We start from the raw sequence: 22,336 nt of genomic DNA, 5'->3' as shown, positions 1-22,336 counted from the left end.
GAGACAATGATCGGAAATGCCTCACGCTGTGTCTGTATGGCAAGATTAGCAACGAGAGAAAGATATTTACGAAAACACTATACGGACAGCGAGAAAGTTTCGTATATGCTGCAGAGGGAAGTATGAGTACGCTACAACGCGACCCCGACAAGCGCGTCCAAGTGCTCGACGAAGAGGGACGTGTCCGCGATGGGGCCACGGTACCGGAACTTGAGGAGGACGAACTCATCGAGATGTATCGAGAGATGAAGATCGGGCGTCACTTCGACCAGCGAGCGGTGAGTCTCCAGCGACAGGGACGGATGGGCACGTTCCCACCGATGTCAGGACAGGAAGGGGCACAGGTCGGGAGCGTGCACGCGTTGGCGGAGGACGACTGGCTGATACCCTCCTACCGCGAACACGCGGGTGTCTATAGCTCTGGCGTCGAGCTGTCGGAGACGCTTCGGTACTGGATGGGAGACGAGCGGGGCAACCAGATGGACGGACAGCCCGTTTTCCCGTCGACCGTTCCGATCGCAACGCAGATTCCCCACGCGACGGGCATGGCGTGGGCGTCGAAACTCAAGGGAGAAGACCGCGTGTTCATGTGTTATTTCGGAGACGGTGCGACGAGCGAAGGTGACTTCCACGAGGGGTTGAACTTCGCAGGCGTGTTCGACACGCCGTCCGTCTTTTTCTGCAACAATAACCAGTGGGCGATCTCTGTCCCGCGGGAGCGTCAGACGGCGGCCCAGACAATCGCACAGAAAGCCACCGCGTACGGGTTTGAAGGCGTTCAGGTCGATGGGATGGATCCGCTCGCGGTGTACCAGGTGACCGAGGCGGCCGTTGAAAAAGCACGAGAGCCAACTGGGGAAGACAGACGGCCAACGCTGATCGAAGCCGTTCAGTACCGGTTCGGTGCGCACACGACGGCGGACGATCCGAGCGTCTACCGCGACGACGACGAAGTCGAACAGTGGAAGCGCCGTGATCCGATCCCGCGGTTCGAGGCGTATCTCCGGAGCGAGGGACTTCTCGACGCGGAACGCATCGACGCGATTACGGCCGAGATCGAGTCTGAGGTTGATGACGCGATCACTGCAGCCGAATCCACCGACCGACCCGATCCCTCGGAGATGTTCGAGCACGTTCATTCTGAGACACCGGATCGGGTGGCCGATCAGCGCGAGGCGTTCGAACGACTTCGTGACAGACACGGCGATGAGGAGCTACTGGAATGAGTACACAAAACCAACAATCAGCTACAGAAGATCTCACGCTCGTACAGGCGGTCCGAGACGGGCTGTACGGCGAGATGGAGCGGAGTGAAGACGTCATCGTTATGGGTGAAGATGTCGGAAAAAACGGTGGCGTCTTCCGCGCAACTGAAGGACTGTACGAGGAGTTCGGGGGAGATCGCGTTATCGACACGCCGCTGGCCGAATCGGGGATCGTCGGCACCGCGATCGGGATGGCAGCGTACGGGTTGCGTCCGGTCCCCGAAATCCAGTTCATGGGGTTCATCTACCCCGCATTCGATCAGATCGTCTCACACGCGGCGCGTCTTCGCACCCGATCACGAGGACGATTCTCCTGTCCGATGGTGGTGCGCGCACCCTACGGTGGTGGGATCCGCGCGCCCGAACACCACTCTGAATCCAAGGAGGCGTTTTTCGTCCACGAGCCCGGCTTGAAAGTCGTTGTACCGAGCACTCCGACCGACGCGAAAGGGCTGCTCGCGTCAGCGATCCGCGACCCGGATCCAGTCGTGTTTCTCGAACCGAAGCTCATCTACCGGGCGTTCCGCGAGGAGGTGGCAGACGACACCTACACCACGCCACTCGGTGAGGCAGCGGTCCGTCGGGAGGGATCGGACGTATCGGTGTTCACGTGGGGCGCGATGGCCTACCGGACGCTCGAAGCCGCCGAGGAACTCGCTGGCGAAATCGACGTGGAAGTCGTCGATCTCCGGACGCTCTCGCCGCTAGACACCGATACCATCGTGGAGTCGTTCAAGAAGACAGGGCGGGGAGCCGTTGTTCACGAAGCGCCCAAGACCGGTGGGCTTGCGGGCGAGATCACTGCCACCATCCAAGAGGAGGCACTGCTCTATCAAGAGGCACCGATCAAGCGCATCACCGGGTTCGACACGCCGTTCCCGCTGTACGCGCTCGAAGATTACTATCTCCCGGAAGCGACACGGATCGCTGATGGGATTCGAGATGTCGTGAACTACTGAGTACGGAGAGCAAACCATGACACACGAATTCGAACTTCCGGATGTCGGGGAAGGTGTCGCGGAAGGTGAAATCGTCAACTGGCTCGTCGAACCCGGCGACACGGTCGAAGAAGACCAGCCGGTGGCCGAAGTCGAGACGGACAAAGCCGTTGTTGACGTTCCCTCACCAGTGGATGGGACGGTTGCCGAGCGACGGGCCGAGGCAGGCGAGATGGTGCCCGTCGGTGATGTCTTCATCGTCTTCGACACCGACGGCGATGGAGATGGAGATGGAACAGCGGCCGAGACCGAACCAGAAACCGAAGCCGAGCCGGAGTCGGTGACTGACACCGATGCGGAAGGCACGGACCGTGTTTTCGCTGCTCCCAGCGCGCGCCGTCTCGCACGCGAGCGCGGGGTGGATATCAGTGCCGTCGAAGGGGCAGATCCGAGTGGCCGCATCACCGCAGCGGATGTACGCGCCCACACCGAGGAAACCCAAGCGGAAACCAGCGACAGCGTCGAATCGGCTGTTCAGCCAGTTGACGAAAGCGAAGCGGTCACAGCCACGACAGCCGCTTCGACGAGCGAACGCGCCGACCGCGAGAGAACGCTCGCCGTACCCGCAACTCGGAAGCTCGCCGCCGAGGAGGGGGTAGACATCGACGCCGTGCCGACTGACGAACAGCGCGACGGCGAACCGTTCGTTGCGGCCGAGCAGATCGAAGCGTACACGGAGCGCCAGCAGGCTGCTCAGGCGGCTGACGCTCGGGCGCTACAGCCCGGAGGGCAGGAAAAACGCGTTCCCTACCAAGGGATCCGACGCACGATCGGCCAGCAGATGGAGCGTTCGAAGTTCACTGCGCCCCATGTCACTCACCACGATGAGGTGGACGTGACCGAACTGGTCGAAACGCGCGACGATCTCAAACAGGACGCAGAAGAGCGGGGCGTCTCGCTCACGTACATGCCGTTCGTGATGAAAGCCGTCGTTGCCGCGCTGCAAGACCATCCGTATCTCAACGCCTCACTGGACGAATCTGCCGAGGAGATCGTACTCAAACACTACTACAACGTCGGGGTTGCCGTCGCAACCGATGCGGGGCTGATGGTGCCAGTGATCGACGACGTTGACCGGAAAGGGCTGCTCCAACTCAGCTCCGAGATGAACGAGCTTGTAACGAAAGCCCGAGACCGTGAAATCACCCGCGAGGAGATGCAAGGCGGGACGTTCACGATCACCAACTTCGGTGCCGTCGGCGGTGAGTACGCCACGCCGATCATCAACCATCCCGAATCCGCGATTCTCGGGCTGGGTGAGATCAAAGAGAAACCCCGCGTGATAGACGGCGAGATCGTTCCACGGAAAGTAATGACGCTCTCCCTGTCGATCGATCACCGCGTCATCGACGGGGCGGTCGCCGGAGCGTTCACGAACACAGTGAAGCAGTATTTGAACAACCCAACACGGTTATTACTATAAGAATATGGTCGTTGGAGACATCGCAACCGGAACCGACGTCGTGGTCATCGGCGGCGGTCCGGCCGGCTACACCGCAGCCATCCGGGCTGCACAGTTCGATCTCGATGTGACGCTTGCTGAAGCGAACGCCCTCGGTGGGACCTGCCTCAATCACGGCTGTATCCCATCGAAGGCCTTGGTAACTGGTGCAGACACCGCACACGAAGCCGCCACTGCCGAGGAGTTGGGGATCCACGCCGATCCCAGCGTCGATCTCGGTGAGATGGTGGCGTGGAAAGACGATGTTGTTGACCAGCTCACGGGCGGCGTCGAGAAGCTCTGTAAGGCAAACGGCGTGAATCTCTTGGAGGGTCGGGCCGAATTCGCTGACGAGAACACGGTCCGTGTTATCCACGACGGGGAGGGCCAAGGCAGCGAATCGGTCGAGTTCGAAGACGCCATCATCGCAACCGGAAGCCGCCCCATCGAAATTCCCGGGTTCACGTTCGATGGCGATCGGATCCTCACGTCGCGCCACGCGCTTGCACTGGAATCGATCCCGGAGAGCCTTCTCGTGGTCGGCGCGGGCTACATCGGGATGGAGCTGTCGACCGTGTTCGCCAAACTCGGAACGGATGTAACGGTTGTCGAGATGCTCGATGACGTGTTACCGACGTACGAATCCGACGTATCGAGCGTCGTGAAAAAGCGCGCCGAGCAGCTCGGCATTGATTTCCAGTTCGGTGAGTCCGCACAGGATTACGAAGAGACGGACGGAGGAATCACCGTCCACACCGAGACTGATGATGGAGAGATCGACGAATACAGCGCAGAAAAAGCGCTTGTGGCCGTCGGTCGTGAACCTATCACAGACACGCTGAACCTCGACGCGATCGATCTCGACACTGATGACACGGGATGCATCCGACCGATAGCCGCGCGCGACGAGTCTTGATCACGTGTACGCTGTTGGCGACGTGGCTGGGGAGCCGATGCTCGCCCACAAGGGGATGAAAGAGGGAGAAGTCGCGGCCGAAGTGATCGCTGGCGAGCCAGCGGCGCTTGACTACCAAGCCGTCCCGGCGGCGGTGTTCACCGATCCCGAGATCGGAACCGTCGGGCTGACCGAAGCCGAAGCCGAAGAAGAGGGATTCGAGCCGGTCGTCGGCCAGATGCCGATGCGCGCGAGCGGACGCGCGCTCACCCTCGAAGAGACGGACGGGTTCGTGCGCGTCGTCGCTGACGAACCTAGTGGGTTTCTCCTCGGTGCCCAAGTCGTCGCTCCTGAAGCCTCCGAGTTGATCGGTGAGTTGGGGCTTGCCATCGAGATGGGCGCAACCCTCGAAGACGTGGGCGCGACAATCCACACCCACCCCACTCTCTCGGAAGCCGTCATGGAAGCCGCTGAGAACGCGACCGGCAAAGCGATCCACACGCTGAATCGGTGACCGACGCAACCGACTCGATCGGAGGGGATGATCAGTAACTACGGATGTCGAGGTCGGGAACCCGATCGAAGTGCGCCGTATTGGCTGTCACGAGCGGTTCATCCTCAGAAAGGGCTGTTGCGGCGATGACACAGTCTTCGCGGTCGATTCGTTGCCCGTCAGTGATCAGTTGACCACTCAGTTCACCAGCACGTTTCATGATGTCATGGTCAGCTGTCACGATCGGTTTCGAGTCGAGAACCGACAACACCCGTTGACGTTCGGCGTCGGGATTTGATACGCGCTGAATACCTTCATAGAGTTCGAGGACGGTAATCGCGGCGACCTTCTCGGGACGGCGTTCGCGCTCGATCAACTCGAGTACGTCGAGAGCAGCCTCATCTCCATCGAGAACGTCGATAATGAACGACGTATCCTCGATCATTCGCGGTCCAGTCTCTCATCAATCCGGTCACGACGCCGCCGAGATCGTTCCCGACCCTCCTCGATAGCGGCCGCTAGATCGGTAGTATCACTCGCCCAAATTCCGGCGACCTCTTTCCAAGAACGCTCCCCGGAGAGACGTTTGACCACATCACTGAAGCTTTCTCCCTCCTGTTTGCGCCCGCTGAGGAGCTCATAAGCTTCCTCGTCAAGCGAAATGGTTTTCGTCCCCATTCGTACTACATAGTAGTCTGTGTATGCTTAAATAGTTTGTCGGCGAAAGTCAGCAGGCAGTCCGCCAACGATCCGAACACACCGCACAGTCCGACGTGTTTTTCACGCGACCGGGGAAACGCCGTGTAATGAGAGCTATCACACTGGGACCGTCGGGGACGTACTCTCACCGCGCGGCGCGGGCGGTCGCTGAAGAGATCGAATTCGCTGAATCGGTGACGGGCATCGTCGAGCACGTCGCAAATGAGGAGATCGAGCGCGGCGTGATCCCGATCGAAAACAGCATCGAGGGATCAGTGACGGAATCGATCGACGCGCTGGCCGAGTACGAGGTCACGGTCGTCGCAGAGGTTGTCACGCCGATCCGGCACGCGCTGCTCGCCCAAGAACCGGAGTTCGAAGTCGTCGCCAGCCACGCCCAAGCGCTCGCACAGTGTCGGACATATCTCGAATCGAACTACCCCGACGCTGTGCTGGAACCTGTTTCAAGCACGGCGCGCGGGGTCGAACAAGCACGGAACGATCCAACGGTGGCGGCGATCGCCCGGCCCGACAACAGCGGCGAGCAACTCGACGTGGTCGCTGAAGACATTCAGGATCGCAGTTCGAACGCCACGCGGTTCGTCGTGGTCGCACCACCCGATGAGCGATCGATCGCGGGCGGGAAGACATCGGTGATCATCTATCCCGACGCCGATCACCCCGGACTCCTACTCGAACTACTCGAACCGTTCGCAGACCGGGATATCAATCTCTCGCGGATCGAATCACGACCGAGCGGCGACCGACTCGGTGACTATCTGTTTCACCTCGATATCAACGCCGGACTGTACGAGGAGCGCACCCAGCAGGCACTTGCGGAAGTCGAAAGCGTCGTCCAGTCGGGATGGGTCCGACGGCTCGGCTCGTACGACACCAAACACGTCTTAGAGTGAGAGTGAGATCTGTGGCCGTGGATTGGAGCCGTTCGTGTGCTAGATTTATTCGATGTGAGATCGTATCTAGTGATATGACGTCGCGTAACCCGTTCGAAGAGATCGAACGCATGTTCGAACAGATGGACAAGGGGCTTCGCTCGTTCGACGCGAACCTCACACAGGGTATTCCACTCGATCTGGTCGACGAGGGCGACACCTACCACATCACGGCAGATCTCCCCGGCTACGAGAAAGACGACATCGAGGTGCGGCTCTCACGATCGACGCTGCAAATCAGCGCCGAACGGGACGTGGAAACCGAATCGAGCGATGGAGAATTCGTCCGGCGCGAGCGCAGTCGGGAATCCGTCAGCCGTTCCGTCCGACTGCCGGAAGCGGTCGTCGAAGACGAAACGGACGCGAGCTACCAAAACGGGGTGCTCACAATCACGCTGTCGAAGGAATCACACGGCGACGACGGAAAATCCATCTCGATTGAATAACGACTCCGCAGCGACTGACCAGGAAACCGACGGGACGAGATGTATACTTCTTTAGGCAGCCCTCCCATTCGTAGCCTCATGACCGACTACGATCCCAACAGTATCGAATCGAGGTGGCACGACCGATGGACCGAGACGGAACGTTACCAAGCGGATCCTACCGATGACGAATCGACGTTCATCACGGTGCCGTATCCGTATCCCAGTGGGGGGATGCACATCGGTCACGCCCGAACGTACACCGTTCCTGATGTGTACGCCCGTTACCGGCGGTTGCAAGGCGACGCCGTGCTGTTCCCGATCGGGTGGCACGTCACCGGAACGCCGATCATCGGTGCCGTCGAGCGGCTGAAAAAAGGCGAAGAGGAGCAACTCGACGTGCTCCAAAACACCTACAACGTTCCCAGTGACACCCTCTCGGAGCTGGAAACGCCGATGGGATTTGCTCGATATTTCATCGAAGAGCACTACAAAACGAACATGAAGGCGCTGGGGTTGTCCGTCGATTGGCGTCGTGAGTTCACCACCAACGACGAACGCTACAAGCGATTCATCACGTGGCAGTACGAACGGCTGAACGATCGGGAACTGTTAGAAAAGGGACTGCATCCCGTCAAATACGATCTCGAACAGGAAAACGCCGTCACGACTCACGACATCTTAGAGGGTGAAGAGGCGGAATTTCAGGAGTACACGCTCGTAAAATTCGAGTGGGATGGAACAACCGTTCCGATGGCGACGCTGCGTCCCGAAACGATCCACGGCGTGACCAACACCTATATCGATCCTGACGCCGAGTACGTCCGGGCAGCGGTCGACGACGAGGAGTGGATCGTCTCGGCCGACGGGGCTGAGAAGCTCGACCACCAAGCCCGCGATGTCGAGATTCTCGATTCGTTCACGGGGGACAGCCTCGTGGGCGAGCAGGTCACGAATCCGGTCACTGAGGAGTCGGTGCCCGTGTTGCCCGCTGGATTCGTAGACCCAGACAACGCGACGGGCGTAGTGATGAGCGTACCTGCCCACAGCCCCGACGATTGGATCGCTCTTCAAGCGGCGAAAGCGGATGCGGAACGCCTTCGTGAACACGGCATCGACCCGCAAACGGTGCAGGCAATCGATGCGCGTCCCATCGCGAATGTCGAGGGGTACGGCGAAATCCCTGCGCGCGACGCTGTCGAATTCGCTGAAGTCGAGTCAACGACCGATCCGGAACTCGAAACCGTCCGGCAGGAACTGTACAACAACGAGTTCCACGGCGGTCGGCTGAAAGAGATGTACGGCGAATACGCCGGAGAGATCATCAGCGACGTGCGTGATGAGATCAAACAGGAGTACCAACAACGGGGGGCGTTCGATGCGATGTACGACTTCGCGGAGACGGTCATTTCCCGGGCAGGGGGGAAGGTAATCGTCGCGGAACAGGAAACGTGGTTCCTTCGGTACAACGACACCGACTGGACAGAGAAGGCCCACGAGGCGGTCGAATCGATGACGGCGATTCCCGAAACGACGAGGGAACAGTACACCCACACGATCGACTGGCTCGAAGAGTGGCCGTGTATCCGCAACTACGGGCTGGGGACGCCGCTGCCGATGGATGAGGACTTCATCATCGAGCCGCTGTCGGACTCGACGATCTACATGTCGTATTACACCATCGCTCACCGGCTTCAGGATATCCCGGTTGAGCAGCTCACCCCCGCGTTCTTCGACACACTCTTTTATGGAGCAGACGCCGTCGAGGAACCCGACGAAACGGCGCTTGAACTCCACGAGGAGTGGGAGTACTGGTATCCGGTCGACTTCCGTTGTTCGGGGAACGATCTCATCTCGAATCATCTGACGTTTTACCTCTATCACCACGCGGAGCTGTTCGAAGAGCCACAGTGGCCCCAAGGAATCACCAGCATGGGAATGGGGCTGCTCGAAGGCAAGAAAATGTCGTCCTCGAAAGGCCACGTCGTGCTCCCAAGCGAGGCGATCGAGGAGTACGGCGCGGACACGGTGCGGTTTTTCCTGCTCAACAGCGCCGAGCCGTGGCAGGATTTCGACTGGCGCGCCGATCGGGTCGAAGACACCCGTGATCAACTCGAACGGTTCTACAGCCGGGCGACTGAACTCATTGAGCGAGACGTGCCCGACGAGCAGCCGTCCCTCGAACCGATCGACCGCTGGCTGCTCGTCAAGTTGCAAGCGACGATTGAGGCGACCACTGACGCGCTCGAAGCGTTCGAAACCCGGAAGGCCAGTCAGGCCGCCTTCTACGGCTTCGAGGAACACCTTCGGTGGTATCGACGCCGAACCGACCGAGACCGCGCTGGTGCGCGCTGGACGCTTCAGGAAGTGCTTCGAACCCGATTGGAGCTGCTCGCGCCGTTCGTCCCGTTCCTGACGAACGAACTCCACGAACAGTTGATTGGCGAGCCGGCGACTGGATGGCCGAGCGTCGATCCGGCGTTCATCGACCAAACCGTCGAGATCGAGGAATCGCTGGTCGAACAGCTCACCGAGGACATCAACGACATTGTCGATGTCACTGGCACGGATCCGGATCGGATCGCCGTCTACACGGCTGCCGACTGGAAACGCGACGTGTTTGAGCAGGTCACCGAAACCGGTCCCGATGTCGGGGCCGTGATGAGCGAAGTGATGGAACAGCCCGAACTCCGCGAGCGCGGTGACGAGGTGAACCAGCTCGTGGGAGATCTCGTCGAGGACGTCCGTGGCCGCGACGACGAAACGCTCTCGACGATGACGGAGATCGAAGAGCAGACAGTGTATGAGCAGGCAGAGGAGTTCTTCGCTCAGGAATTCGACGCCGAAATCGTCGTCAAAAACGAAGCCGACGCCGAAGACGACGAACAGGAGCAGGCTGACGACGCGGTGCCGTTCCGCCCAGCCGTCCACTTGGACTGAGAGCGTTCACGGTCACTGGGTCGAAGCCACCCAGTCCGCGTACCGCGTTTGAGGGAACGTTTTATCTGTTGGCGTACTAGTTACAACTATGAGCACCGACGAAGAAAGCGAAACAGGCGCCCCTACCGTGACGCCGGAGTATTTCGGCCGTCCGGATCGAGAGATGGACGTGATCGGCTGGGTGATCTTTCTCGGACTGGTCGTGTTACTCATTCCCTTGTCACCGTTTTTGATCCTCATCTGGGTTGTCGGCCGGCTCACGAACCGCGCAACCAGCCGACGCCGCGAATGACCCGTAAGCGAGATCTCACCGAACCGTCGTGTCAACGAGAGAGACGGGCGTCCCGTTCTCCTCCGCCTGTGCGCGCCCATAAACCACGTGCGCGGCGGCGACATCCTGAATGGCCAACCCTGTGCTGTCGAAGACGGTGAAACCAGTGTCTGCTGTCCGCCCGGTGGCGTCGCCAACGACGATCTCACCGAGCGCCGCGTGAATATCGTCGTCAGTCAACACGCCTGCACTCCAAGGAACGTTGATCTCGCCGGAGTGGGTCGTCTGTTCGAAGTCGTCGATGACGAGTGTCGACTCCGCGAGCAGTTGATCCCCGAGTTCGTGTTTCCCGGGCGCGTCCGCGCCGATCGCGTTAATGTGGGTGTGGTCGCTCACCATCGATCGATCGATGATCGGCTCAGTGACAGGGGTAACTGTCGAGAGCACGTCACAGGCAGCAGCGTCGGCCACAGAGCCGGCTGTCACCTCGAACTCATCGCTGTATCGGTCGATGAAGCGCTCGACGCGCTCCTCATCGAGATCGCTGATCACGACTTCCTTGATCGGCCGCACCGCGGCGATGGCCTCCAACTGGGTGTACGATTGCACCCCTGCGCCGACGATACCGAGACTGGTGGCGTCCTCGACAGCGAGGTGGTCGGTGGCGACCGCGGCCGCTGCACCTGTCCGGAGTCGCGTCAGCGCCGTGCCGTCCATGATCGCTAACGGAAACGCGTTTGTCGGATCAGAGTAGATCATCGTCCCTAACACGGTCGGCAGGTCGTACTTCTGGGCGTTTTCAGGATGGACGTTCACCCATTTGATACCGGCTGCGTCCCACTCTCCGGCGTCCAGATACGCGGGCATCGATCGAAAATCACCGTTGTACCGGTCCAACTCGATGTAGGACTTCGCTGGCATCTGGGCGTTGCCCCGCTCGTAGGCGGCGAATGCGTCCGATACCGCGCTGGTCACGTCCGCCATCGGAGCGTTCGCCTCGACAGCCTCGTGGTCCAAGAGTAGCGTCTCCATGACGGCAAGTTTTGCGCGGGCATACTAAACCCATCTGAATCGAAAGAAGCGCGACTGATGTCACATAAGACTTATTATAACATTGTATGAATGAGAAGTATGAGAACACTCGTACCGGTCGTGCTTGTCACGGTCGTTCTGGCGGGTTGTAGCGGGCTTCCAGCGATCGGATCGGACTCGGATCCCGTGACCGTCACGCCCGCCCAGGTGCCGACCGACGAGGGTGAAGGGCTGCCGCCGGGTGTGACGGAAAGCGGGATCAGCAGCGTGCAAACGTTGATCGACGCCCATCGGGAGGCGCTTGCGAACCGATCGGTCGCGATCAACTCGACGTATCGGATCGTGGTGAACAATCGGACAGTCGGACGGTCGAACACCACCATTCGCATCGCTTCGGATCGAATGGCTGTCTCCACCGTCTCGAAGCACACTCCATCTAATGGGACACGCGAGATGTGGACGAACGAAACGGGGTTTTACTCGAACAGCACGCAGAACGGGACGAATACGTACCGTCACTACAACGGGACACGGGAGAGTTTGCCCCAAGAGCGATCCAACAGACGGCTGACAATGGGCATTAAATCGCTGCTGCAGAAGGCGTCGAACGTGTCGGTCGAGCCGATATTGGACGACGGATCTCCGGATCGGTATCTGCTTCAAGGAACACGACAGAATGATGAGCAATCGGGATTCTCCAGTGCCTATATGACAATACAGGAAAGTAATCTGTCCGCAGTGATCGATGAGCACGGATTCATCCGCGGGTACGAATACGAACGGCGACAGCGAAACGAGACCACGACTGCCAAGATCGTTACGACCGTTCGGTTCCACAGAGACACCACTCCACCGAAGCGGCCGGCGTGGATAGATGAAGCAGCGCGTGCCACGGAAAACGAAACGACGGAACGATATCGACAGTGAGAGAGCAGACAGTGAGGGTGCGGTGTTACATCGCGCCGCCCATGCCACCCATGCCGCCCATGCCGCCCATGCCGCCGGGGGCACCACCGGGACCGCCGTCCTCTTCGCCCTCGGTGGAGAGATCACCAGCGGAGATGATGTCGTCGATCTTGAGCACGAGGTTAGCGGCCTCGGAAGCGCTCGCTAGGGCCTGTTCTTTGGCGTGGGCCGGTTCGACAACGCCACCCTCGAACGTGTCCTCGATGTCGCCACCGAAGACGTTCAGCCCGGCGTTAGCGTCGCCATCCTCGTGAGCCGAGCGGAGATCGACCAGCGTGTCGATGGGATCGATACCGGCGTTCTCAGCGAGCACTCGTGGGATGAGTTCGATCGAATCCGCGAACGCCTCGACAGCGAGCTGTTCGCGCCCACTGACGCTGTCAGCGTAGTCACGGAGTCGGCTTGCGAGTTCGACTTCGATCGCGCCGCCGCCGGCGAGCACCCGCCCGTCAGCGACGGTCTGTGAGACGACATCCAGCGCGTCGGTGAGTCCGCGTTCGAGTTCGTCAGCGACGTGCTCGGTCGAGCCGCGGAGCAACAGCGTCACGCCGTGTGACGCTTCGTTGTCGCCCTCAACGTAGAACAGCTCGTCATCATCGTCACGACGGATCGATGCCGAGCCGAGATCCGCTTCGTTGGCGGTATCGAGGTTGCTCACGATTCGCGCGCCCGTGAGTTCCTTGAGGAAGCCGATGTCGGACTTCTTCACGCGGCGCGCCGCGAGGATACCTTCTTTGGCAAGGTAGTGCTGGGCCATGTCGTCGATGCCCTTCTGACAGAAGACGACGTTCGCGCCCGAATCGACGATCTGCTCGACCTTCTCTTTGAGCTGCGCTTCCTCCTTGTCGAGGAACTGCTGGAGTTGGTCGGGGCTGTCGACGCTGAGTTGAGTGTCGACATCGGCCTCGTCGACCTCAACTGGCTCGTCGATGAGTAGGATATCCGCGTCCTCGACATCGCTCGGCATGTCCGGATGAACCGGATCCTTGCTGATAACGGCCCCATCGAGCAACTCGGACGCGCCCGCGGAGCTGCCGGTCTGTGTCTCGATGTTCACGTAATCGAGATCGACGATGTTCTCACCGTCGTCGCTTTCGACCGTTACGGCACCGACGGCGTCGACGATGAGCTGACTGAGTAGTTCCTTATTGAGTTCCGCACCCTTGCCGGTCATCGACGTCTCGGCTACCTTTCGCAGTAGCTCCTCGTCAGTGGTGTCGACGCCCGTGGAAATCTCGTCGATCTCCGCCCGAGCCTGTTCGCTCGCCATGTTGAACCCGCGGATCACAGCCGTCGGATGGATGTCCTGTTCGATCAGATCCTCGGCCTTTTTCAACAGTTCACCAGCGATCGCTACCGCCGTTGTCGTGCCGTCGCCCGCCTCGTCCTCTTGGGTTTCGGCCACCTCGATGATCATCTCCGCCGTCGGATTGTCGATGTCCATCTCCTGAAGGATCGTGACGCCGTCGTTCGTGACGGTCACATCACCCATCGAGGAGACGAGCATCTTGTCCATTCCTTTCGGTCCGAGTGTCGATCGAACGGCTTCAGACACCGCTCGCGCGGCAGCGATGTTGTGTGACTGTGCATCGCGGTCCTTGACCCGTTGAGCATCGTCACCGAGGATAACCATCGGCTGACCCATTTGCTGACTCATGATCAGTCAGTCGTTGTTTGCGATTCTATATAAATGTATGTGGTTCAGGAAGCAATAGGGTAACACACGGCACAGGGGCGTCTCCGTTCAAACCACAGGAAACAGCGAGCACACAACGCTCAAGTGTGTCGTACGAACAGCAATCACACCAACAGAGAGTCCGCTGCGCTAGCAGATTTATATGCGAGTAACCCATCGATGGCGGATCACAACGCGAGAAAACGAGACGAATGAAAGCGCCGGGACAGGGATTTGAACCCTGGATCCCAGAGGGAACACGCTTTCCAGGCGTGCGCCTTACCACTCGGCCATCCCGGCCCGTGTGACTGTAGTTTGACCGCCCGTTAATCTTTTTCGTTATCCACGGACGCGCCGGGGTGTCACGGTTGCTCACTGTCGAGCGTTTTCCTGACGTGATCGGTGTCGATGTGGGTGGCTGCCGCCCGATAATCACGATACAGTTGCTTTGCCCACCCAACGGCTCGTCTGGTGTCGTTTTCGATGATCCCACTCAGCCCGTTGTCGGCGTACAGGGCCAATACGACCGTGTGGGAGCCGTCCGATTTCCGTTCGAAAATGGCGAGCCCGAAGGGAGGGAGCTGTTGGCATTCATAGATCACGAACGCGTCCCGCTGGAACGCGTTGATGAGCCATTCAGAATACAATGAAACGAGTCCATCAAAGATCTGGGACGTGATGAGAAACTCGAACTCCAAATCGTGCATCATCACCTGTTCGTAGCTGGTAGAGATGTACTGATCGTGAATAACTGGGGTGAACCCGTACACTGCACAGGAGTCAGTGATCAACGAAAGGATCCGTCGTGTGGGTTTCTCCGGGAGGTGCGGCTCCGGAAGAACGACATTGCCGCCGTCGAAGAGGATCTTCTCACCGTACTGGTCGATCGGCAAGGGTGTCTGCATCGCTTGGGCGCGATGGATCGTCTCCAGCGAACGCAGGTACGATTTCCGGAGCTGAGACAAGAGTTCACCGAACGCTGTCAGACGATAGCCATCAGTAGTTCGGTCGACGATGTTAGCCGATTCCAACCCAGACATGCCCCTATCGACGGTCGAGCGAGAAACATCTATTCGATTACACAACTCCGGCTTCGTGAGAGTAGATTCGCTTAAGTGCGGAAGCCAGTCATATCTTTTTCGTAGTATTTCGGCAATGTCTGAGGTGGATGGCATACGAAGGATCTTTGAGCAAGCAACAAAAAATTTATTGATACATAACCACATCCAATCGACAAATTGATAAATGATCTATAGGACCATATAATTACTATTCTAGTAACATTTGCTCCCCAGTGTGACTGCTTGATTATGAAAGGAACCAGTCGATAGCGACGTGATAGCCCACGTCGGTAGTGTGTTGTTCAGAACACCGATCGGACGGGAGAAGGGGAGCTTCAAGGGAAATCGGAATCGGATCGAGTTGATCGGTCGTGATATCGTAAAGAACCGCCGTGTCGGCTCGTGTCGCGTTCGGTGTCGGATCGATAATGGTTGCCACGGAGTCAACCGCTCGATCGATCCTGCGGCCAAGAATCGAGTACACGGTGCTCGTTTGGGGATACGCGATCTCGAACGCGAGGAGTTCCCACGTTCGTTCAGCGACATCGACGACGGCAGTCAACGTACACCGAGGGACGGTCAGCCGGCAGCCGTTGCGTGCCTCAACGACTGCGGCAAGTTGGTCGTAGTTGGGGAGTTGTTGGACGATTTCAGCGGTTTCTAAGGGTTCGAACGCCGTTTGACGAACGTCGATCTCAGCGTTCGATACCGCGTCTTCCGACCGATTGAGGATATGAGCGGCGAATTCACGGAGACAGCCGCTTTCAATGAGGACGTGTGATCGGTCATCATCGAGTGTACTGATTCGTTCGTCGGTCTGTCCATCAGTCGGACCGGGAGGCGGTGTCATTGTCAACCGGTATTCGTCAGAATCTTATTATCTCGCTGGTCGAAAACGTCCTGCAACCGTTACCGATTCATGTACTGTGGTACAGAAATAGCTAGGGATTGAGTGAATTTCTCATGTAGTGAGTAGATCGCTCAAGGAGTGAGCAGCGTACGCGCGCTACAGCCAATCCACAAAGCGGCCCTCGATGAGCGTCTGCTCCTGTCGTTCGATGTACTCGGTCTGCATCTCCCAAACGGCCTCGACGAACGGCGTTCCCGAATCGACTGCGTTTCTGACCCGGTCGTGTTTCCACCGAGCGGGCGTGACGCCCTTTTGATACCGTTCTTCCAGTGGCGCGATGTATCGATCAATCTCTCGGCGCGTCAGTCCTCGCAACGACAGCCCATCCCGGGCGTAGTCGAACAGTTCCTCGTAGATGATCGCTTTATCGGTTGTCTCGACACCATCGGCAGTGAGCCACTGGAACGATCCCGAGAGTCCGTCCTGAGCGGCTGTATAGAAGTTCTCTTCGCTCGCATCCCACGAGAGCTGTTTCACGGGGTGTTCACGCTTTGCGAGGCTTTCGAGGAGGCCTGCGTACATCGCCTGAAGACAGATCACGTCTCGAACCGTCGGCTGTCCGGGAAGCGGACGGAACTCGATGCGGGCGTTGGCGTGTGATTTCGTCGGACCGTCGAAGACGGGGCGAACCCACCGCCAGTACGTACCGTGTTTGTGTCGGAAGTGGGCGAACTGATCGCCAAAGCGATCCGATCCGTCGAACAGCATCGGAACGACGGTACGGTCGTCCACGATCCGGTCGATCGCCGTCTCGACGGAATCGATGTCCTCGGGAAAGCAGACTTTGGGCTGTTGTGGGGGATTGAGAATCGACTCGAAAACCGGAATCCGGTTTTCCATCCAGCCGTCGTCGAGGATGGTTTGGATATCGACATCGTCGTCGTACAGTTCCGGCGGGAAAAACGGCGAGTTCACACCGAGCGCGAGCAACGGCCCGGCGATCCGGAGCGCGTACTGAAAGTACGTCGGAAGATCGGGCGCGTGAGAGACCTGGTAGTGGGGTTGCACCGAAGTGATGAGACTCTCAGACATCACGGTGTCGGCCGACACCGTGACGTGGGGAGCGTCCAAGGACAACTCCGCACCGAATTCCACATTCGCCATCGCGTGGTAACGTTCGGAACCGCTCATGTTCGTCGCAATGCGAATGTCGTTGTCGACGACGCTTCCCGTGAGATACCCCGTAGCGCTCTCTCCGACTGGGGGGATCGTCCACATCCCATCGCTTACAAGGCGGATCCCAGACGATTTCGTCTCGCGCAACGCCGCGTCGAGTCGAGCTTGCACTTCCGCCTCCTGAGCGGCCAGTCCGTACGTCGACAGCGGCTGTGGCGTGGTTTGCATCTCCGCATTATGCAATCCGAGTTCCTTTTCGAATCCGATGTAGTCGAGTAGCCGACGCGGAACTCGTTTCAACGCGTCGGTCTCGTCATCGACACCGTAAAACTCGTATTCGAGACCGACAATTCCCTGTGGGTTGTCGAAGGTCCCATCCCGTATCTCTCCTTTCAACCACTCGGTTTCCCGTTCAACACGAGCTATGAACTCGTCGTGATCCACCGACAGCAACTCGGCAACACGATCCGCGAGATCCGGTGTGGACATACTCTCACCATGTCATCTGGGGTTTTCAACTGTGCGGTAGCACGGATTTGTGGCAGGGCTACCAGTCTATCTATTGACAGTATCAAACTGATCGAATGGAAAAGATGGATAGTCCCACCAGGATTCGAACCTGGGTCTCGGCCCCCAGAAGGCGGAAGGATTGGCCACTACCCCATGGGACTGTCTCGTCATGCAGTGGTATTCGATACATCCTAATGAGTGTTGCGAAGGCGAATCGAGTTACCGGCGGGGTATCGCCAGCTATATGCCCGTTAGCAAGCGACGGGCGAGCATGTACGTCGGACGCTTCATCGTCGTCGCGCCCGGTATCGGTGCGTACCGTGTCTCCTCTCGTTCGTTCCCCCATCGGAAGATAACCGATCGGGACGGAACGCTGACCGTCGGTCCCACAGCGTCGGCACCGGAGACGGACAACCCCTACATCGCGTACAACTGTCTGCAGCAGGTCGGAAACAGGGTTGTTCTCGGGAATGGTTCGCACGTCGATCCGATTGCTGAGAAGCTAGAGCGGGGGTATCCAGCCCGCGATGGGTTGGCTGCGGCGCTGCTGGCGCTTGATTACGAGAAAGATGACTACAACACGCCACGTATCGCTGGCGTCGTCGGAGCAAAAGCAGCGTACGTCGGGACAGTCCGGGCTGACGCACTCCTCGTACAGGAGGTTGACACTCCAACGATCGTCGCAACGTACGAACGAGACAGCCCTGAGCCATTCGCGTTCGACGCCGAAACAGCCACGGAAGCAGCCCGCGGCGTGTACTCCCACGAATTCGAGCATCCCGTCTGTGCCGCCGGCGTCACCGTCGATGGGGCTATCGAAACAGCTGTCGTAAACGACTAACTGGCGCGTGGTGACCAGTCTCCGATCCCAAGCGTGGATCCACGTTCGTGTAGACACGTCATACAGGGGAGTGTACCGAATGAACCACAGAGCGTGGTAACACGACAATCCGGAGGTGACTGAACACGGATCTTCGGTGGTCGAATCGGCTGGTGGCACGCGCCAACTGACCATTGGCGTGCGCGCCATGTAACTCTCGCTAAGAGCAGTATAGAGGACTATTGTTGACTCTGGAGAGATTGGTCGTCGAAGCGGGTTCATCAGGAGTGTTTTTGGCTGTGTGGACGTAATTGCTCTACATGTCTGTAGACAAAGTCAACTATCACGACGTGGAGCCGGTTGGCGACGCGATGCACTTTCTCAGGGAGCCGTTGGGCTGTGAACAGCTCGGTCTGACTGTCGTCGAGTGTGAGCCGGGCTGGACCGGAAAGGAACACGATCACGGCGAACAGGGCGAGGAAGAAGTGTATCTACTTCTCGACGGCAACGCGACCATCGTGGCCGACGGTGAGGAAATCGCGCTAGAATCGGGGGACGCGCTTCGTCTCTCACCTGATACGACGCGACAGATTCAAAACGGCGACACCGAAAGCACGTTCGTCCTCGCGGGTGCGCCCTGAACCTGACCGACCGATCACCCGAACTTGCCGGTGATGTAGTCCTCAACGCGCTGGTTGTCCGGGTTTTCGAAGATCTTCTGCGTGTCGTCGAATTCCACGAGTTCGCCACCCGTGAGAAACACGGCCGTCTTATCGGAGATTCGCGCGGCCTGTTGCATGTTGTGGGTGACGATGACGACGGTGTACTCTTCGGCTAACGAGTCGATGAGATCCTCGATCTGGGACGTTGCGACGGGATCAAGCGCGCTCGCCGGTTCGTCCATGAGAAGCACCTCCGGATCGGGCGCGATCGCCCGCGCGATGCAGAGCCGCTGTTGTTGACCGCCGGAAAGTTCGAGTCCACTCTCATCCAATCGCCCGGATACTTCGTCCCACAACGCCGCCTTCCGGAGCGCGTTCTCGACGATCTCGTCGTGATCGCCGTCGACATCCTGAATCTTCAGTCCGTAGGCGACGTTGTCGTAGATGCTCTTTGGGAACGGGTTGGGTTTCTGGAACACCATCCCGACCCGGCGTCGCAGCGCAACCGGATCGACATCGGAATCGTACACGTTCTTTCCGGCAAGGCTGAGATCTCCGTCGACTCGCGCAGCGTCGATGAGATCGTTCATCCGGTTAATACACCGCAGGAACGTCGACTTCCCACATCCAGACGGACCGATCATCGCCGTCACCCCCTGTTCGGGAATGTCCATGGTGATGTCGGTGAGCGCTTGCACGTCGTCATACCAGACGTTGATGTCGCGCGCTTCGATGATCGCCTCCCCGACAGACGACTCCGTTGTGTTGAATCCAGCAGACTCGGTCGTTCCGTTACGATCGGTGGATGTCGTAGCGGCCGACGGCTGATCGGACTCTAAATCCGATGCCGACGCCGGATCTGGATCGATTTCGGGCGTGATTTCGCTCTCAGTCGATACCGATTCGTCAGTTGTTACGGTCTCGTCGGTCATTGTTGTTCAGTTTCGTACTTGTTACGAACGACGATCGCGATCGAGTTGATTGACAGCAATACCACGATCATGGTCACGACGCCCGCCGCGAGCACGCCGTGACGGAACGCCTCGTCGGGCAGAAACGCCCAGTTGTACACCTGTAGCGGTAGCGCGCTCGTCTTATCGAAGAGGCTTGTCGGCGGAGTCACCTTGAAGTCCGCCGCCAGCACCATGATCAGCGGTGCAGTCTCACCGACTGCGCGGCCGATCGCGAGGATCGTCCCGGTCAGAATACCGGGGATCGAGCGCGGCAACACTACGTTTTTGATTGTCTGCCACTGTGTCGCGCCCATTCCGAATGAGGCCTGTCTGAGCGAGTCGGGCACCGATCGGATCGCCTCCTGAGAGGAGATAATGACGATGGGAAGGATGAGCAAGGAAATCGCAAGACCACCTGCGAGCAAGGACCCCGCTGGCAGCCCAGACAGCGTGACGGTCGTCCCAGCGATCGACACCGTCTGTCCGCTAAAGCCACCGAGGTTAATGAACAGTCCGAGTCCGAGCAGGCCGTACACGACCGACGGAACGCCAGCAAGGTTCGAGATGTTGAGCTGGATGAACCGCGTGTACCAGGTGTCGGGCGCATACTCTTCCAGATACACCGCCGCACCGACGCCCAGCGGGAACGACGACGCGATCACGACGACCATCAACAACAACGATCCGACGAGTGCGGGGTTGATTCCCGTCGTTTTGGGCATCCCTGAGGGGGTGCTCGTGAGAAACGCCATGTCGATCCACGCCGTCGGACCGTCCATTCCAAGCAGCCAGACGAGCGCGCGACCGAGGAGCGCACCGACGACGATGACCGCCGGAAAGAGCAATCCGATGCGGACATCGGGCCGGTGTCTGATCGTCATCACCACGTAGTAGGCGGTCGGAACGGCGGCCGCGAGCACGAGAATGAGCACCGTTCCGGGGGGGAGGACTATCTGAAAGACGACCGACAGCGCGGCGATTATGACGAGAGCGCTGGTGAGCAGTCCGAAACGCCAGCTCTCTTTATGGCGCACGCGATGACCCATGTAGAGGGCAGCCGGAAGTGCGAGCGTGAACAGATACGTGAGATACCGATTCGGGATGGTCAGCACGTGGAACTGGATGTATTCCGGGATCCCGAGCACTAACAGGGTCAAGACGTGAGACGGGATCGACTCGATCGTCAGCGGGAGGGTGTCGGGCACAGCAACGAACCGAGAGACAGGAACGCCGAGCAGCGCGATCCAGCCGATGACAAGCACCGCGATCGTTCGCGTCCGAGTAGACAGATCCAACGCTCGACAGCCGGCGTACACGAGAGCCGGCACTGCGATCGCGGCGATCCATGCGAACCAGACGTAAAACGCGATCGCTTCGAATAACAAAAGCAGGGTTCCGGCACCGAACAACCCAGCGATCGGAACGAACAGCCCTTCGACTCCGACAGCTAACGCGTCACGGTTGTTGGAGTAGAGAAACAGCCCAACAAGCACGCTTGGGCACAGAAACGCTACGAGGTACGTGGCATACCAGCCAGGATCAGCGCTGAACGGACGGATCGCGTCGACCGCCACGTTGGTGAGAAGCATCCCCAGAGATACGAGTCCGGAAAGCGTGGCGACCAACAACACGTATCTGAACACCACACCACGGATTCGACTCACCTCTCCGAAGCCGGACGCGGTCTCGGTGTTGGTGTTGGTGTTAGTGTCGGTTGCCATCACTGATACACCTCCCTGTACCGTTGGGCGATCCGATCGCTGATGAGATTCATGAGCAGTGTGACGACGAACAGCGTCAGTCCGAGCGCGAACATGGCGTGGTACGCCGGTCCGCGAGCGGAGATGTCACCGAGCGCGAGGTTGATCATCTGGGCCGTGATCGGTGAGTTCGGACCGAGATACGCCGACGGATCCAACGGATTTCGGAGCACGGACCGACTCCCGGAGGCAATCGCGACAGCCATCGTCTCACCGATTGCCCGTGACAGCGCGAGAATGAACGCTGAGACGATGCCAGAAACAGCCGACGGAACGACAACGCTCGTCGAGACATCGAACTTCGTCGCACCGAGACCGTAGCCTGCTTGCCGGAGCGAGTCGGGCACCGCACTCATCGCGTCCTCGCTGATCGAAGACACCATTGGGATGATCATGATCCCGACGACGATGCACGCGGACAACAGGTTGAACGTCGCGAGATCAAACGGGACGACGGCGTTGATCGCGGGCGTGATGTACACCAGTGCGCA

Annotated in this window: 19 protein-coding genes, 2 tRNA genes and 2 pseudogenes; 11 read left to right on the top strand and 12 right to left on the bottom strand. The window is 59.1% G+C overall.

The window, feature by feature from the left end:
* Positions 1-122: 122 nt before the first annotated feature.
* From pdhA to lpdA, 4 genes and pseudogenes are all read left to right on the top strand, one after another.
* Positions 123-1,226 (top strand): pyruvate dehydrogenase (acetyl-transferring) E1 component subunit alpha, encoded by a 1,104-nt coding sequence (pdhA, locus tag EIK79_RS15970; protein ID WP_124956478.1) that lies wholly within the window; start codon positions 123-125, stop codon positions 1,224-1,226.
* Positions 1,223-2,224, top strand: a complete 1,002-nt coding sequence (locus EIK79_RS15965) for an alpha-ketoacid dehydrogenase subunit beta (protein ID WP_124956476.1) — start codon at positions 1,223-1,225, stop codon at positions 2,222-2,224. Before pdhA ends, EIK79_RS15965 begins: the two co-directional genes overlap by 4 nt.
* Positions 2,225-2,240: 16 nt before the next feature.
* Complete coding sequence (locus EIK79_RS15960) at positions 2,241-3,686, top strand: dihydrolipoamide acetyltransferase family protein (protein WP_124956474.1); 1,446 nt, start codon at positions 2,241-2,243, stop codon at positions 3,684-3,686.
* 4 nt (positions 3,687-3,690) lie between these two features.
* A pseudogene (gene lpdA / locus EIK79_RS15955) lies at positions 3,691-5,113 on the top strand (dihydrolipoyl dehydrogenase).
* A gap of 31 nt (positions 5,114-5,144) precedes the next feature.
* On the opposite strand, the gene EIK79_RS15950 reads toward lpdA, so the two are convergent.
* Both EIK79_RS15950 and EIK79_RS15945 read right to left on the bottom strand, forming a co-directional pair.
* Positions 5,145-5,537 carry a PIN domain-containing protein gene (locus EIK79_RS15950; RefSeq protein ID WP_124956472.1) on the bottom strand — a complete coding sequence of 131 codons (393 nt, stop codon included), beginning with the start codon at positions 5,535-5,537 and terminating at the stop codon, positions 5,145-5,147.
* Positions 5,534-5,770, bottom strand: a complete 237-nt coding sequence (locus tag EIK79_RS15945) for an antitoxin VapB family protein (RefSeq protein ID WP_124956470.1) — start codon at positions 5,768-5,770, stop codon at positions 5,534-5,536. Before EIK79_RS15945 ends, EIK79_RS15950 begins: the two co-directional genes overlap by 4 nt.
* Before the next feature lie 128 nt (positions 5,771-5,898).
* Between EIK79_RS15945 and pheA the strand changes: the two genes are divergently transcribed.
* The 4 genes from pheA to EIK79_RS15925 all read left to right on the top strand — a co-directional run bounded on the left by pheA (position 5,899) and on the right by EIK79_RS15925 (position 10,401).
* The gene (gene pheA / locus EIK79_RS15940; RefSeq protein ID WP_124956467.1) at positions 5,899-6,705 is read left to right on the top strand and encodes a prephenate dehydratase; all 807 of its coding nucleotides are present in this window, start codon (positions 5,899-5,901) and stop codon (positions 6,703-6,705) included.
* Between the two features lie 74 nt (positions 6,706-6,779).
* Positions 6,780-7,190, top strand: coding sequence for an Hsp20/alpha crystallin family protein (locus EIK79_RS15935; RefSeq protein WP_124956465.1), 411 nt, complete (start codon positions 6,780-6,782; stop codon positions 7,188-7,190).
* Between the two features lie 78 nt (positions 7,191-7,268).
* Positions 7,269-10,109: a leucine--tRNA ligase gene (leuS, locus tag EIK79_RS15930; protein ID WP_124956463.1), complete on the top strand. Its 2,841-nt coding sequence runs from the start codon at positions 7,269-7,271 to the stop codon at positions 10,107-10,109.
* A gap of 88 nt (positions 10,110-10,197) precedes the next feature.
* Positions 10,198-10,401, top strand: coding sequence for a DUF7535 family protein (locus EIK79_RS15925; protein ID WP_124956461.1), 204 nt, complete (start codon positions 10,198-10,200; stop codon positions 10,399-10,401).
* Between the two features lie 15 nt (positions 10,402-10,416).
* Here the strand turns inward: EIK79_RS15925 and EIK79_RS15920 are convergent, their stop codons facing one another.
* Positions 10,417-11,412, bottom strand: a complete 996-nt coding sequence (locus EIK79_RS15920; protein WP_124956459.1) for an ornithine cyclodeaminase family protein — start codon at positions 11,410-11,412, stop codon at positions 10,417-10,419.
* A gap of 99 nt (positions 11,413-11,511) precedes the next feature.
* Here EIK79_RS15920 and EIK79_RS15915 point away from each other — a divergent pair, with 99 nt between their 5' ends.
* Complete coding sequence (locus EIK79_RS15915) at positions 11,512-12,339, top strand: hypothetical protein (protein WP_124956457.1); 828 nt, start codon at positions 11,512-11,514, stop codon at positions 12,337-12,339.
* 25 nt (positions 12,340-12,364) lie between these two features.
* Here the strand turns inward: EIK79_RS15915 and thsB are convergent, their stop codons facing one another.
* From thsB to EIK79_RS15885, 6 genes are all read right to left on the bottom strand, one after another.
* The gene (gene thsB / locus EIK79_RS15910) at positions 12,365-14,035 is read right to left on the bottom strand and encodes a thermosome subunit beta (protein ID WP_368276935.1); all 1,671 of its coding nucleotides are present in this window, start codon (positions 14,033-14,035) and stop codon (positions 12,365-12,367) included.
* 237 nt (positions 14,036-14,272) lie between these two features.
* A tRNA-Ser gene (locus EIK79_RS15905) sits at positions 14,273-14,353 on the bottom strand.
* Positions 14,354-14,415: 62 nt separating this feature from the next.
* Positions 14,416-15,228, bottom strand: a complete 813-nt coding sequence (locus EIK79_RS15900) for a helix-turn-helix transcriptional regulator (protein WP_449405148.1) — start codon at positions 15,226-15,228, stop codon at positions 14,416-14,418.
* Between the two features lie 133 nt (positions 15,229-15,361).
* The gene (locus EIK79_RS15895) at positions 15,362-15,964 is read right to left on the bottom strand and encodes a hypothetical protein (RefSeq protein ID WP_124956453.1); all 603 of its coding nucleotides are present in this window, start codon (positions 15,962-15,964) and stop codon (positions 15,362-15,364) included.
* A gap of 156 nt (positions 15,965-16,120) precedes the next feature.
* Positions 16,121-17,629 carry a hypothetical protein gene (locus EIK79_RS15890; RefSeq protein ID WP_124956451.1) on the bottom strand — a complete coding sequence of 503 codons (1,509 nt, stop codon included), beginning with the start codon at positions 17,627-17,629 and terminating at the stop codon, positions 16,121-16,123.
* 109 nt (positions 17,630-17,738) lie between these two features.
* Positions 17,739-17,811: transfer RNA gene (locus EIK79_RS15885), tRNA-Gln, on the bottom strand.
* 110 nt (positions 17,812-17,921) lie between these two features.
* On the opposite strand from EIK79_RS15885, the gene EIK79_RS15880 reads away from it, so the two are divergent.
* A complete protein-coding gene (locus EIK79_RS15880) occupies positions 17,922-18,491 on the top strand; it encodes an IMP cyclohydrolase (RefSeq protein ID WP_124956449.1) in 570 nt (189 codons plus the stop codon).
* Positions 18,492-18,790: 299 nt separating this feature from the next.
* Positions 18,791-19,111: a cupin domain-containing protein gene (locus tag EIK79_RS15875; protein ID WP_124956447.1), complete on the top strand. Its 321-nt coding sequence runs from the start codon at positions 18,791-18,793 to the stop codon at positions 19,109-19,111.
* 14 nt (positions 19,112-19,125) lie between these two features.
* On the opposite strand, the pseudogene pstB reads toward EIK79_RS15875, so the two are convergent.
* The 3 genes and pseudogenes from pstB to EIK79_RS15860 all read right to left on the bottom strand — a co-directional run.
* A pseudogene (pstB, locus tag EIK79_RS15870) lies at positions 19,126-19,869 on the bottom strand (phosphate ABC transporter ATP-binding protein PstB); the annotation flags it as partial.
* Between the two features lie 191 nt (positions 19,870-20,060).
* Positions 20,061-21,806: a phosphate ABC transporter permease PstA gene (pstA, locus tag EIK79_RS15865; protein ID WP_124956443.1), complete on the bottom strand. Its 1,746-nt coding sequence runs from the start codon at positions 21,804-21,806 to the stop codon at positions 20,061-20,063.
* The coding region (locus tag EIK79_RS15860) for a PstC family ABC transporter permease (protein ID WP_124956440.1) at positions 21,806-22,336 on the bottom strand (531 nt) is incomplete at its 5' end. The genes pstA and EIK79_RS15860, both read right to left, overlap by 1 nt.

The sequence above is a fragment of the Halocatena pleomorpha genome, assembly GCF_003862495.1.
Taxonomy (GTDB): domain Archaea; phylum Halobacteriota; class Halobacteria; order Halobacteriales; family Haloarculaceae; genus Halocatena; species Halocatena pleomorpha.
Note: the sequence above shows the minus strand (reverse complement) of the source record. Positions and strands in the feature narration are given on the sequence as shown.